The sequence below is a fragment of the Mesorhizobium sp. ESP7-2 genome (genome assembly GCF_020164715.1).
Lineage (GTDB): Bacteria > Pseudomonadota > Alphaproteobacteria > Rhizobiales > Rhizobiaceae > Mesorhizobium.
This window is the reverse complement of record NZ_JAIUGQ010000013.1, coordinates 30,564-43,644: the sequence shown is the minus strand read 5'-3', so window position 1 is coordinate 43,644 and position 13,081 is coordinate 30,564. Positions and strand designations below refer to the sequence as shown.

Annotated in this window: 12 protein-coding genes and 1 tRNA gene; 5 read left to right on the top strand and 8 right to left on the bottom strand. The window is 62.8% G+C overall.

From position 1 onward, the window contains the following. Window positions 1–61 precede the first annotated feature (61 nt). Window positions 62–958, bottom strand: coding sequence for a DMT family transporter (locus LB543_RS14955; RefSeq protein ID WP_224614596.1), 897 nt, complete (start codon window positions 956–958; stop codon window positions 62–64). A gap of 147 nt (window positions 959–1,105) precedes the next feature. After that, window positions 1,106–1,981, bottom strand: a complete 876-nt coding sequence (gluQRS, locus tag LB543_RS14950; protein WP_224614595.1) for a tRNA glutamyl-Q(34) synthetase GluQRS — start codon at window positions 1,979–1,981, stop codon at window positions 1,106–1,108. A 75-nt stretch (window positions 1,982–2,056) separates the two neighbouring features. Here gluQRS and LB543_RS14945 point away from each other — a divergent pair, with 75 nt between their 5' ends. Continuing rightward, window positions 2,057–2,716: a DNA-3-methyladenine glycosylase family protein gene (locus LB543_RS14945; protein WP_224614594.1), complete on the top strand. Its 660-nt coding sequence runs from the start codon at window positions 2,057–2,059 to the stop codon at window positions 2,714–2,716. A gap of 170 nt (window positions 2,717–2,886) precedes the next feature. After that, the gene (locus LB543_RS14940; RefSeq protein WP_027143453.1) at window positions 2,887–3,444 is read left to right on the top strand and encodes an HNH endonuclease; all 558 of its coding nucleotides are present in this window, start codon (window positions 2,887–2,889) and stop codon (window positions 3,442–3,444) included. Window positions 3,445–3,596: 152 nt separating this feature from the next. On the opposite strand, the gene LB543_RS14935 is transcribed toward LB543_RS14940, so the two are convergent. Together LB543_RS14935 and LB543_RS14930 are read right to left on the bottom strand one after the other, a co-directional pair. Beyond that, on the bottom strand, window positions 3,597–4,115 hold the full coding sequence (locus tag LB543_RS14935) for a disulfide bond formation protein B (RefSeq protein WP_224595113.1): 519 nt from the start codon (window positions 4,113–4,115) through the stop codon (window positions 3,597–3,599). A 79-nt stretch (window positions 4,116–4,194) separates the two neighbouring features. Beyond that, on the bottom strand, window positions 4,195–4,788 hold the full coding sequence (locus tag LB543_RS14930) for a YqaA family protein (protein WP_224614593.1): 594 nt from the start codon (window positions 4,786–4,788) through the stop codon (window positions 4,195–4,197). A 230-nt stretch (window positions 4,789–5,018) separates the two neighbouring features. Between LB543_RS14930 and LB543_RS14925 the strand changes: the two genes are divergently transcribed. Further along, window positions 5,019–5,103, top strand: a tRNA-Leu gene (locus LB543_RS14925). Window positions 5,104–5,242: 139 nt separating this feature from the next. Next, on the top strand, window positions 5,243–5,482 hold the full coding sequence (locus tag LB543_RS14920) for a hypothetical protein (RefSeq protein WP_140754232.1): 240 nt from the start codon (window positions 5,243–5,245) through the stop codon (window positions 5,480–5,482). 201 nt (window positions 5,483–5,683) lie between these two features. Here the strand turns inward: LB543_RS14920 and LB543_RS14915 are convergent, their stop codons facing one another. Further along, window positions 5,684–5,887 carry a CsbD family protein gene (locus tag LB543_RS14915; protein ID WP_140754230.1) on the bottom strand — a complete coding sequence of 68 codons (204 nt, stop codon included), beginning with the start codon at window positions 5,885–5,887 and terminating at the stop codon, window positions 5,684–5,686. 257 nt (window positions 5,888–6,144) lie between these two features. Between LB543_RS14915 and LB543_RS14910 the strand changes: the two genes are divergently transcribed. Then, entirely contained in the window at window positions 6,145–6,738 is a 594-nt protein-coding gene (locus tag LB543_RS14910) for an SOS response-associated peptidase (RefSeq protein ID WP_224614592.1), read from the top strand. Window positions 6,739–7,280: 542 nt separating this feature from the next. On the opposite strand, the gene LB543_RS14905 is transcribed toward LB543_RS14910, so the two are convergent. From LB543_RS14905 to secA, 3 genes are all read right to left on the bottom strand, one after another. Then, entirely contained in the window at window positions 7,281–8,561 is a 1,281-nt protein-coding gene (locus tag LB543_RS14905; RefSeq protein ID WP_224614591.1) for a GNAT family N-acetyltransferase, read from the bottom strand. After that, window positions 8,561–9,961, bottom strand: coding sequence for an oligosaccharide flippase family protein (locus LB543_RS14900; protein ID WP_140809406.1), 1,401 nt, complete (start codon window positions 9,959–9,961; stop codon window positions 8,561–8,563). The genes LB543_RS14905 and LB543_RS14900 overlap by 1 nt, the downstream gene beginning before the upstream one ends. A 323-nt stretch (window positions 9,962–10,284) precedes the next feature. Then, entirely contained in the window at window positions 10,285–13,017 is a 2,733-nt protein-coding gene (gene secA, locus LB543_RS14895) for a preprotein translocase subunit SecA (protein WP_224614590.1), read from the bottom strand. Between the last annotated feature and the right edge of the window lie 64 nt (window positions 13,018–13,081).

Genomic DNA, 13,081 nt, shown 5'->3' with positions numbered 1-13,081 from the left:
CCGAGGAATTGAAGAAATGGCGAATTGAAGAACTGGAGAATTAATGAAATTCCTCAATTCCTCAATTCCTCAATTCCTCAATTCTTCCCTTGGTCTGTCGAGCCGTTGCCAGGCCGACGCCGAACGTGGTGATCGCCATGCCGGCGATCTGAACTGCATTGAGCTGTTCGTTGAACAGGGCCCAGGCGATGATGGCCGTCACCGCCGGCACCAGGTAGAACAACGACGCCACTTTCGACATCTCGCCGTCGCGGATCATCACCATCAGAAGCAAGATGGCGCCGAGCGACAGCACCAGCAGCAGCCAGGCCATGGCGAAGATCAATTCGCCATTGATGACGACGGTTTGCGTTTCGAAGGCGAGTGAAGCCAGGATCATCAGCGAAGCGCCGCCGACATATTGCCACATGGTGGCCGATACGAGGTCGCCGCCGGAAGCAAAACGCTTCTGCCAGACGGTTCCGGCACTCATGCCGAGCACCGAGACCAGCGACGCGCTCAGCGTCGCCGCCGTCACGCCGCCGCCGAGCGCTCCGAGTTTTGGCCAGAGCACGATGACGATGCCGATCAGCCCGATAGCAAGGCCAAGCCAGTGGCGCGGCAGGATGGCTTCGCCCAGAAATTTGCCGGCAAGCACCGCGGTGATCAGCGGCTGCAGGCCGACGATCAGCGCCGAAAAACCGGCCGGCATGCCCCTATGAATGGCCCAGAAGACCGCGCCGAGATAGATGCCTTGCATCAGCACGCCGGCGCCGGCGGCGTGCAGCGCCTCGGTGCGGGTAGCTGGTTTCGAGCCTAGCACAAGCGTCAGGACGGCCAGCAAGATGGCGGCCAGCACGAAGCGCGCGGCGAGGAAGGTGAACGGCTCCGCCCACGGCATGGCGTAACGCGCCCCGATGAAGCCGGTCGCCCAAAGGACGACGAAGGTGGCGGGGATGAACCGCTTGATGCTGGACATTTTCCGGAAACCGCCACGCTGGTGAGAATTGACCGTGATGCTCTAGTCCTGTTCAACCCGGCGCGCAAAACGAAACGATTGATCCATGCGTCACGGGAATTGAACGTGTCGCGCGTCCGGGGAGCGTTTCTCCAGACATGGTACTGGTCAAAGCCCGACCATCCTTCTGACGTCGTGAGGCGAAGCGCCCGCGTCGCGCAAGGCGCCGAGGCCGGTATCCTTGAGGCTCTTCGACAGTTTTCGCCCGTCCGGCCCGAGGATAAGCCGGTGATGGAAATAAGCCGGCTGCGGCAACCCAAGAATCTCCTGGAGCAGCCGCTGCACCCCGGTCGCGGAAAACAGGTCCTGTCCGCGTACGACATGGCTGACGCCTTGCAGCGCGTCGTCCACGACGACGGCGAGGTGATAGCTGGTCGGGATGTCGCGGCGCGCCACGATCACGTCGCCCCAGTCCTGCGGGCAAGCCTCGACGGAACGCGTCGCGGAGAGCGTCTCACCGCTGAATTCGGCCCATGCGAGGTCCTTGCCGGCACGCGCCATGGCGGCGCCGACGTCCAGACGCCAGGCGAACGGCGCATTTTCGGCGATGCGCCGGTTGCGTTCCCTGATCGGCAGCGCCTTGTCCGCCGGCGGATAGAGCGGCACACCATCGGGATCGCGCGGCCAGTCGCGTCCGCGCTTTTCGGTGTCGGCGATGAATGCCCTGATCTCGCCACGGCTCATGAAGGCGGGATAGACCAGTTCCTCGCGGATCAGCCGCTCCAGCACCGTCCCGTACTCGGCGAAATGCTCCGACTGGCGGCGCACCGGCGCTTCCCAGCCCAGGCCCAGCCATTTCAGGTCGGCAAGCATGCCCGCCTCGAACTCCGGCGTGCAGCGCGCCGTGTCGATATCCTCGATGCGCAGCAGCAGGCGGCCGCCCGCATGCATCGCCAGCTTCTGATTGAGCAGCGCCGAATAGGCGTGGCCGAGATGCAGTTCGCCGTTGGGGCTGGGCGCGAAGCGGAATGTCAGGAGCGTCATGTCTCGGGCGGCAATCGGGTTGTGCTGTGGTTTTGGCGGTTGCTACTTTGCTGCACATTCGCGGACAAGGATACCATGGAGCGCATCGCGACACTGGACGACGTTGAGCGGGGGCTCGATGCGCTCTGCGCGCTCGACCCACGGCTGGAAAAGGTGCGCGGCATGGCCGGCGAGGTGCCGCTCAGGCTTTCGGAGCCCGGTTTCAGGAGCCTGGCCTCGATCATCGTCTCGCAACAGGTGTCGCGGGCCAGCGCCGATGCCATCTTCGGCCGGCTGACAAAGCTAGTCGATCCGCTGACGCCGCAGGCGATCCTGGCCGCCGGCGAGGACATGTTTCGCGAGGCCGGCCTGTCGCGGCCCAAGCAGCGCGGCCTCATCGCGGTCGCGCAGGCCGTAGCCGACGGGCTCGACCTGCATCACCTTTGTTCGCTCGACGCCAGGGAGGCAATCACCAGGATGACGGCCGTGCCCGGCATTGGTCCCTGGACGGCGGAAGTGTATCTTTTGTTTGCCGCCGGGCACCCCGATATTTTCCCGGCGCGCGATGTCGCCCTGCAGAGCGCTGTCGGCCACGCGCTGGGCATCGACCCGCGTCCAGCGGAGAAAACGCTGATCGCGCTGGCCGAATCATGGAGCCCGTGGCGAGGTGTCGCATCGCGGCTTTTCTGGTCCTATTATCGCGAAACCAGGGGCCGGGACGCCGCACCGCCGGCCTCAATCCGCAAAAAAGCATAAAAAACATGCGTTTTTGGCACGTCGCGCGAGCGACAATCCGCTTCACATCCCTGTCATGTCAGGCTTACAGTATCCGCGCCGAACGGTCGGGCTTTTGAAGCAGCGCGTGACCCTTTCCGAAAGTCGAGTTCGATTTTCGGGGTCATGTGCGAACCAAGGAGGTCAACAAGGTGACGGTTGCCGTATCTCCGGATGGGCTTCCAGCGCTGGTGCTGAATGCGGATTACCGTCCGCTCAGCTATTACCCCTTGTCGCTCTGGTCCTGGCAGGATGCCATCAAAGCGGTGTTCCTCGACCGGGTGAACATCGTCGCCGAATACGAGCACGCGGTATCCTCGCCGACCTTCTCGATGAAGCTGCCGAGCGTGGTCAGCCTGAAGGCCTATGTGAAGCCGTCCAGGCATCCGGCCTTCACCCGCTTCAACGTCTTCCTGCGCGATCGTTTCCAGTGCCAGTATTGCAGCACGCCCGACGACCTGACCTTCGACCATGTCATCCCTCGCCATCGCGGCGGTGCCACGACATGGGAGAACGTCGTCGCCGCCTGTTCGCCCTGCAATTTGAGGAAGGGCGGCATGATGCCGTCGCAGGCCAAGATGTGGCCGCTGCAGAAGCCGTACCAGCCGACGGTGCACGATCTGCACAACAACGGCCGGCTGTTCCCGCCCAACCATCTGCATGAAAGCTGGATGGATTATCTATACTGGGATGTCGAACTGGAGCCATAGAGTTCGTCAGAAATCCGCCATGCTGGCCGCCTGACTCAGCTTTCTGCGCTTCCGGTGTTCACGTACTTAAGTACGCTCCGCTCCGGTTCTCGAAAGCCGCGCCATTCGATTCAGCTTGCCGAATTTCTGGACGAACTCTGCTTCGCGCTGGTTTAATCGCGGGCCAGCGCGCCGCGGAAGGCGACGGCGGCGAGGATCAGGCTGGCGATGGCGTTCCAGCCGGCCAGCGACAGGCCGAGGATGCGCAGCGCCGCCTTGTCGCAGGAGGGCGGTACGAATTTGTCGAGCGCGTCGAGCACGCCCTTGCCGCCGGTGTCGACCGGGCCGGCGCCTGCCGTGCAATCGGCCGGACCCTGCCACCATGCCCATTCGACGCCGGAGTGGTAGACGCCGAGATAGAGGCCGTAGAGCATCAGGAGGCCGCCGATGGCCAGCAGGCCGCGCGTCACCCATGCCGGCGCTTGCAGCATCGATGCGATCGCCGCCAGCACCATCAACGGCACGCCGATGTAATATGGCGTGCGCTGTTCCAGGCAGAGATGGCAGGGGATGTAGCCGCCAATGTGCTGGAAGCCGAGCGCCGAACCAACGGTCGCGGCCATCGCGACCGCGAGAAACAAGGCTGCTCGCGTCCGCTGGCGTCCAGTATCGGCATTCATGGTCGCTGTCATGGGTTTCTCGTCCACTGTGTTCGCCGTCCGCCAGGTCTGCTTGCCCCTCTCCAAACCGTCACCCGGTTTCGAGAGAGCCTCAGAGAGCGTATTTGATCAGAATATAGAGCAAAATCAGGGCAACCGCGGCGGCGCCGGCGATCAGGCCCAGGCGCTTTTCGATGAATTCGCGGATTGGCTCGCCATAGCGGCGCAAAAGCCACGCCAGGAGTAGGAAGCGGCCGCCGCGCGCGATGATGGCCAGCACGATGAACAGCGCCAGGTTGACGCCCAGGGCGCCGGACAGGATCGTCACCACCTTGATGGGCGGCAGATGCGCGGCACCCGAGGTGACCAGCATCAGGGCAATGAACTCGATGCTTATGCCCGCAGAGGAGCGCAATTGCTCGAACTCGTCATACTTGCCATAGAATTCCAGGATAGGCCGCGCCACCGCGTCATAGGCGTAGTGGCCGATGAACCAGCCGGCAATGCCGCCCAACACCGAGGCGACGGTGGCGATCAGCGCATAGCGATAGGCGCGATCCGGCCGCGACAACGCCATCGGCAGATAGAGCACGTCGGCCGGCACCAGGAACACCGAGCTTTCGACGAAGGCGATGAAGGCCAGCCACCATTCGGCGGATTTGCGCGCCGCCAGCGACAGGGTCCAGTCGTACAGTCCGCGAAGCATAGGCTCTCCTAGTGCATGTGACCCAAAACCGCGCCGCACCCATGTCTCCAGACACGCCGTGCTTTGATGCGCAGCCTGTCTAGAAAGATTTTCCGCGCTGCACAATGGCAGCAGCGCCACGAAATCGAAAGGCGAAGATTGGTCGAATCCGGTGCGATACCGAGAATTGGCCAGTTGACGAACAGGCCTCCGACCGTATAGTCCGCGCCCATCCAGGCCGCCCGGCCTGAGCCCCTATGGCGGAATTGGTAGACGCGCTCGACTCAAAATCGAGTTCCGCAAGGAGTGCTGGTTCGATCCCGGCTAGGGGCACCATTTGATCGCTTTGAAGTCAACAAATCCAACCCCAATACCGAGGGCGTGAGCCATTTTGGTCAGACCACATTTTAGCTCGCTGACCTCAGGGCTTCGCGCTAGGCTCTATCTTTAACGTTCATCGTTGGGAGGAAACGCGGTGAACATGACGCGGCATCGGATCTTACCTCGCCTGACAAGCGAAGAGCTTGTTTCCATAACGCTATTAGGGCGGGAGGCATTTGCGATAGTCTCCACCCGGGAAGTGATCGCGGAGGTTCGACGCCTGGCGCCGGACTGGCCATGCAGCGATGATGCCCTGGTGGAGGCGGTGGTCAATTTCGCAATTGGTCGGACCATGGCCGTTTGTTTTGATCATCGCGACCAATACGCCCTTTGAAGTTCAGCAAGCAGTCACCGGAGGTTGCGCCCGGAAGGCTTTCAAAGCGGAAGGCGCCGGTGTGGCCGGAGTTTTGCCAGCGTCAGCCAGTTCTCGATCTGCAAGACCAAGCTGGGGGCACCGCAGCCGTCTGCCCAGGACGGAAAAAAAAGACGCCGGCCCATGCCGGCGCCCTCTCAGCAAATTGGATGTTTGAACGAACTACCAGGTCTGGCGGCGATACCAGTCGTCGACCTCCTGGCGAACGCGATCCTTCGCGATGCCGTAGCGTTCCTGAATCTTGCCCTCCAGCTGGTCGCGCCTCCCGGCGATCTGGTCGAGATCGTCGTCGGTGAGATCGCCCCACTGTTCCTTCACCTTGCCCTTGAATTGCTTCCAGTTTCCTTCGATGCGGTTCCAATCCATGGTTCTCTCCTCGATGCTCTGTCCAAAGCAGGGCGAGCATGGCCCCGTCATGACATCCAACATCCAGCTCTGCTAAAATGTTCCGGAATAGCTTGCCTATATTCAGTTGCCGGTAACCAGAACCTGTTGGGTCGTGTCCCGGGGGCGCGCGCTGCATTTGTTAATGCCGAGACCGAAGCCGACATCGTTGGTGACCTGCTTGCCATTTCGGGCTCGCGCCGTAGTTTTAGGTGGCGGTGAGCGCTCCGGAGCCATTCATGTGCAACGATTACGAGCAACATGTCGCTTGGGCCGAATATTGCCGCACGATGGCGTCGCTGGCGCTCAAAATCCCGGATCATCAAAGTGAACTCGATTTGCCAAGGGTGGACGACATCCACATTAACGATCCGGCACCAATCATGCGCGCTGCCGGCGACGCGGTAGAACTGGCTTCGATGGCGTTCGGATTTCCACCGGTCGGGCCAAAGGGCGGCCCTGTCTTCAACTTCCGCTCGGAAGGCCGGCAATTCGGGAATAGCAAGCGCTGTCTGGTGCCGGCGTCGGGGTTCTTCGAATTCACGGGCACGAAGTACCCCAAGGCAAAGCATCGGTTTACGCTGAACCGCGCGCCATTCATGGCGATTGCAGGCTTGTGGCGCGAAGGGACCGGCAACAAGCCGCCGACATTTACGATGTTGACGACTGAGCCGGGACCAGACGTCGCGCCGTACCACAATCGCCAGGTCGTGGTGCTCCAGCCAGAGAAGTGGTCCGGCTGGATCAATCTGACGGAGCCCGAGGCCGACCTTTTACAGCCGCTTCCGGCCGGGTCGCTTTCCGTGGAGACAGTTCGATCCGAACGCTCGTGACGAGCGACGGCCGATCACCGGTCAAACCATCTCGAGCATGAGACGGGATGGCTCCTGCGGCTAATTTAGCAAAGTGAACGAAACTGGTACAAAGTGGCAACCCCACTCTTGACGAGAGAGGAATATGTTCCTCTTTCTGCCGTATGCCCGACCAACCCGAACGATGGCACAAAGGCGCGCCATGGACCCTTATGCATGCCCACAATGCGGGGCAGGTCGCGCTCATTCGTTGCCGGAACTGCAACATCAAACGGTTCTTCAAGCCGGCAGAGTTGAGAGAAGTCTACGGGAATGTACCGATCGAGGCGCTGCGCGGCAGGATGACCTGCCAGATATGCCGCACGAGCGAGAGCATAGATGCGGAATTGCTCCACCTTGTCGGTGAGGAGGCGGTTAGAGTTCGATACCGTCGGTTGGTTGGGATCAAATTCGTGCGCCGCGTGATCTGGCGGGATGAATAGCGCTAGAAGGGGATTCACCAATCTATGCCTTGCAAGGGCACCCAAACTTCCTCCCGCGGCCGATCCATGCTCTCGATGGCACTACCGCCTTTTCAGCAAACTCTTCATCCGGTTGCGCAGCAGGCGCGCCATGTTGCGGGTCTCGCGGTAGAGGTGCAGTTGCGAGGCGGCCTGGCGGGCGAGACGGTCGGAGTCCCTGATCAACCCGATCACCAGCGTGCCGACCGGTTTGCGCTCGCTCCATAGCCGGCTCATCACCGGGTGGTCGGGCACGGCGCAGGAATCGGTCATCATGATGTTGGGGTCGTCGAGATGCTGCCTGGTGACCTCGATCATCAGCAGCGTGCCGGGCGAATAGACGGCCAGCGTCTCGTCATAGGCGGTCTTCCAGGTATAGGCGACGCCGGCCTCGACGAAGACGATCAGGCAAGCGATGGTGCGGCCGTCGAGCGTCAGCGAATGGATGCGGCACATGTCCTGTTCGGCCAGCCGGTGCACCGCCTCGCGCGCGAAGGCGGCGCGGAAACGGTCGATCGCCATGGCGGTGCGCTCGCGGCCTTTCCAGCCGGACGCTTCCAGCGTCAGGAAGTGTTCGATGGCGTGGCGGATCTCCTCGGGGCCGCGTGCCACGACATGTTCGAGCTTGCCGAGATCGCCGAGGCGCCGCTTGAGGCGGCGGAACTCGCGATAATGGTGCGCGCGCAGCGAAGCCTTCAGATAATCGTCGCCCTCGAGCTCGCTCTCCAGCACCGGGCGCGGGGTCTGGCCCGTGGTGACCAGCATCAGGCCGCGCGTCTCGGCCACGGTGCCGATCAAGCTCGCCACAGGACCGTCCAGCCTGATGTCGGGCAGGACGAGGACTTTCGGCAGCTTCAAATGCGGGCGCGACAGCATCGAGAAGAAATCCTCGACCACGCCGACCGGATCGTCGCGGTCGATCAGCGGCGTGCCGAGCGGGCCGAACGGGCTCGACCATGTGCGCATGACCGGCACGCCCAGCGGCACCACCGGCCGTTCCACCGAGATCGGCACCAGCAGGCGCAGCCGGTTGCGGTATTCATCGCCGTCGCGGATCACGGCAAGACGCACCTCGCGGTCTTCCAGCCGGGGCATGGCCGGCGCCAGGAAGCGTGGGTTGAAGAAGACGTTCGGCTCGATCGTGCGGGCGCAGAGATAGTCCAGTTCCTCGACCAGGTCGAAGCCGGCCGATGCCGGGTAGATGGCCAGTTTGCGCTCGGGCCGGTTGTTGGCGAGGATCTCGATATGGGCCGGGTCGGCGTCGCGCGCCAGCCCGGCAAGGCCGGACACCATGGCGCCGGCGGGACCGCCGCTGGTTTCCTCGAGCAAGGGGATGGCGGCCATCAGGCGGCTCCTTTGGCAGGCACGAAGATCGCCATGACGATGCCGAGCTTGCGCCAGACCGTGAAGGACAGCGCGCCGGCCTCGAAGATCATCGCAAAGGCGGTGGCCATGGCCGCGCCCCACAGGCCGAAAAGCGGGATCAGCACCACGTTGAGCCCGATGTTGAAGGCGAGTGTCATGGCATAGACGGCGGCGCAGACATTCTGGTTGCCGCTCATGGTGAGCAGGCTTTCGCAAGGACCGACGGCGGCGCGCGCCACGACGCCGAAGACGAGCAGGAACAGAAGCGGATAGCCGGACGTGAATTCCGGGCCGAACAGCACCAGCATCGGTTCGCCCAGCGCCAGCACCAGGAACGCCATCAGCAGCGAGGGCCAGAATGTCCACGACACCGTCTCGCGGGCGAAGACGGCAAGCTTTTCCGGCTCGCCATGGGTGAACTGCGCGTAGCGCTGGGCGACGCCGGCCTTGACCGCGAAATAGACGAAATGCACCAGCGCCAGTGTCTTAACCGTGGCGAAATAGACGGCGACGTCGTTGGGATCCATATAGGCGCCGACCATCAGCACATCGGCATTGGTCAGTAGGAAGAAGAAGCTCTCGACCAGGAAGATCGGCAGCGAGACGACGAACCATTGCGCGAAATGCACTTTCATCGGGCCGGCCGGTATCTGCCTTTCCATGCGCTGGGTGATGCCGATGAGCTGGCTTAGCGTGGTGACGTAGGTAGCGGCGATCGAGGCGAAGATCGCCGTCCGCGCGTCAGGGGCGTAGCCCGCCCACAGCATCAGCGCCATGAACAGCAGGATCAGCACCGGCCGTATAAGGTAGGTCGGCGACAGCGCGAACAATGCCCATGAATTGGCGCGCGCCAGCCCTTGCAGCAAATCCGACAGCGCGATCATCGGCAGGCAGATGACGCCGAGGATGAACGGTATCACGTAGTAGTTTTCGATCCAGGGTGCGGCTAGCCAGACACCGAGGGCGCCGAGCCCGGCGATCAGTGTCGAGGCGATCAGCACGAACAGGCGGCTGGCCACGACGATGCCGCGCAATTCGTCCATCAGGCCGCGCTCGCGGTATTCGGGAATGAAGCGGATGACCGATGTGTGGAAGCCGAGGCAGGCGAGGTTGCCGACGATGACCATCGTCACCCAGACCAGCACGAAGATACCGTATTCGAACGAGCCCATCCAGCGCGCCATCAACACCTGGCTGATGAAGGCGATGACGGCGCTGACGATGCGGATGGAGAAGGCGATGACCGACATGCGGCCGGCCTCGCCGCGTTCATCGGCGGTGAACAGCGCGGCATCGATGCGGTCAAGCAGCGGCCCCACGCGCAGCGCCAAACGCTGCGGCAAGAACCGCCCGGCAGTCGTGGCCGCGGAAAAGCGCACCCCGATTTGTCTCCGTTTTCCGCCTCTTTTCAGGCTTCGGTGTAGCGAAGACACCTTAAGAAAGCGTGGGTGGAGAGCTTCCTTCTACCCGTCATTGTAGGGGGTGCCGGCAGGTGGATGAGGGGCGGCGCAGGGTTTCGGAGATTTGCGTCGAGGCGGGAAGAAGAAGGAAGGCTATCTGCGGACGAACCGGCTCGTGGGGGAGCGGGCGAGGCATCGTTTTGGTCGCAAACAAACGCTAATTGCCGAATTCGGCGCCGCCCCTCATCCGACCCTTCGGGCCACCTTCTCCCCGTGAAACGGGGAGAAGAAAGAGCGCGTCCTTAGGCGAACGCGCCGTGGCAGTGCTTGTATTTCTTGCCGGAGCCGCAGGGGCAAGCCTCGTTGCGGCCGACCTTGCCCCAGGTGGCGGGGTTGTTCGGGTCGCGATCTTCGGGGGCGACGATGACATTCTGCTCCGGACGGACCAGGAGGGCGGTCTCGCCACCTTCGAAATCATTCTCGCCGGTGGTGCCGTCGATGTGGCTGCCGAACATGTCGGGCGCTTCCGGCGGCGGCGCTTCGGCGGCCTGGCGGACCAGTTCGACGCGCATCAGCTGCGCGGTGACGGCCTGGCGCAGATTGCCGAGCATCGCCTGGAACAGCTCGAATGCCTCGCCCTTGTATTCCTGCAGCGGATCGCGCTGGGCGTAGCCGCGGAAGCCGACCACCGAGCGCAGATGATCGAGATTGACGATGTGCTCGCGCCACAGATGGTCGAGCGTCTGCAGCACCACCGAGCGCTCGACATAGGTCATCACCTCGGGGCCGAAACGGTCGGCGCGTTCCTTGGCGGCGTCGGCGGCGGCGGCGGCGATGCGCTCGCGGATGTCGTCCTCGGCGATGCCTTCTTCCTTCGCCCAGTCCTCGACCGGCAGGTCGAGATTGAGGAATTCGGCGACCTCGGCCTTCAGGCCCGCGACGTCCCATTGCTCGGCATAGGCGTTTTCGGGAATGGCCTTGGCGACGATCTCGTCGATGACGCCTTCGCGCATCTCGGCGATGGTTTCCGACAGGCCTTCGCCGTCCATCAGTTCGATGCGCTGCTCGAACACCACCTTGCGCTGGTCGTTGGAAACGTCGTCATATTTCAGCAGGTTCTTGCGGATGTCGAAGTTGCGCGCCTCGACCTTCTTCTGTGCCTTTTCCAGCGCCTTGTTGATCCAGGGATGGATGATGGCCTCGTCTTCCTTGAGGCCGAGCTTCTGCAGCATGCCGTCCATGCGCTCGGAGCCGAAGATGCGCATCAGGTCGTCCTGAAGCGACAGGAAGAATTTCGAGCGGCCGGGGTCGCCCTGTCGGCCGGAACGACCTCTGAGCTGATTGTCGATGCGGCGCGATTCATGGCGCTCGGTGGCAAGCACGTAAAGGCCGCCGGCGGCCAGCGCCTTTTCCTTCAAGCGCTCGATGTCGGCATTGATTTCCTGTTCGCGCGCCTCGCGCTCGGGACCTTCGGGCATGTCCCCCAGTTCCTCGGCGATGCGCATCTCGGCATTGCCACCGAGCTTGATGTCGGTGCCGCGGCCGGCCATGTTGGTGGCGATGGTGATGGCGCCGGGCTTGCCGGCCTGGGCGACGATTGCCGCCTCGCGCTCATGATGGCGGGCGTTCAGCACCTCGAAATCCGTGAAGCCTTCCTTGCGCAAGCGCTCGGCCAGTTGCTCGGATTTTTCGATCGAGGTCGTGCCGACAAGCGTCGGCTGGCCCTTGGCGCTGGCTTCGCGGATCTCCCTGACGATGGCCTTGTACTTCTCCTCGACCGTCCGATAGACCTCGTCGTCCTCGTCCTTGCGGATAACGGGCAGGTTGGTCGGGATCTCGGTGACTTCGAGACCGTAGATGTTGCCGAATTCCTCGGCCTCGGTCAGCGCCGTGCCGGTCATGCCGGAAAGCTTCTTGTAGAGGCGGAAATAGTTCTGGAAGGTGACGGAGGCGAGCGTCTGGTTCTCCGGCTGGATCGCCACGTGCTCCTTGGCTTCGAGCGCCTGGTGCAGGCCTTCCGAATAGCGGCGGCCGGGCATCATGCGGCCGGTGAATTCGTCGATGATGACGATCTCGCCGTTGCGCACGATATAGTCCTTGTCGCGCTGGAACAGCCGATGCGCCTTCAGCGCGTTGTTGACGTGATGGACGATGGCGACGTTCTCGACGTCGTAGAGCGACTCGCCCTTGAGCAGGTCGGCATCTCGCAGCATGTTCTCGAGCTTCTCGGTGCCTTCCTCGGTGAAGATCGAGGTCTTCTGCTTCTCGTCGATCTCATAATCCTGCGGCTGCAGCTGGATGATGAAGGTGTCGATGGTGTTGTACATTTCCGAACGGTCTTCGAGCGGACCGGAAATGATCAGCGGCGTGCGCGCCTCATCGACCAGGATGGAATCGACCTCGTCGACGATCGCGTAATTGTGACCGCGCTGCACCATCTGGGCGCGCTCATACTTCATGTTGTCGCGCAGATAGTCGAAGCCGAGCTCGTTGTTGGTGGCATAGGTGACGTCGGAGGCGTAGGCGACGCGGCGCTCCTCGTCCGACAGGCCGTGGACGATGACGCCGACCGAAAGGCCGAGGAACTTGTAGACGCGGCCCATCCATTCGGAGTCGCGGGTGGCGAGGTAGTCGTTGACGGTCACGACATGGACGCCGTTGCCGGCGAGCGCGTTGAGATAGACCGGCAGCGTCGCGACCAGGGTCTTGCCCTCGCCGGTGCGCATCTCGGCGATGCCGCCATTGTGCAGCACCATGCCGCCGATCAACTGGACGTCGAAGGGGCGCATGCCAAGCACGCGGCGCGCCGCTTCGCGGGCGGTTGCGAAGGCCGGGATCAGCAGGTCGTCAAGGCTGGCGCCGTTGGCGATGTCCTGGCGGAATTTTTCCGTGCGGCCGGCAAGCTCGGCGTCGGAGAACGCCCGCATCTCGTTTTCCATGGCGTTGATCGCCTCGACGCGGGGGCGGGTCGATTTGACCCGACGGTCGTTGGAGGAGCCGAAAACCTTACGGGCGAGACCGCCGAGACTGACCATCCAATGGTCCTTTCGATAGAATTCTCAATCTTGAGACAGGCGCCGGCCGGCCCCATCACATCCA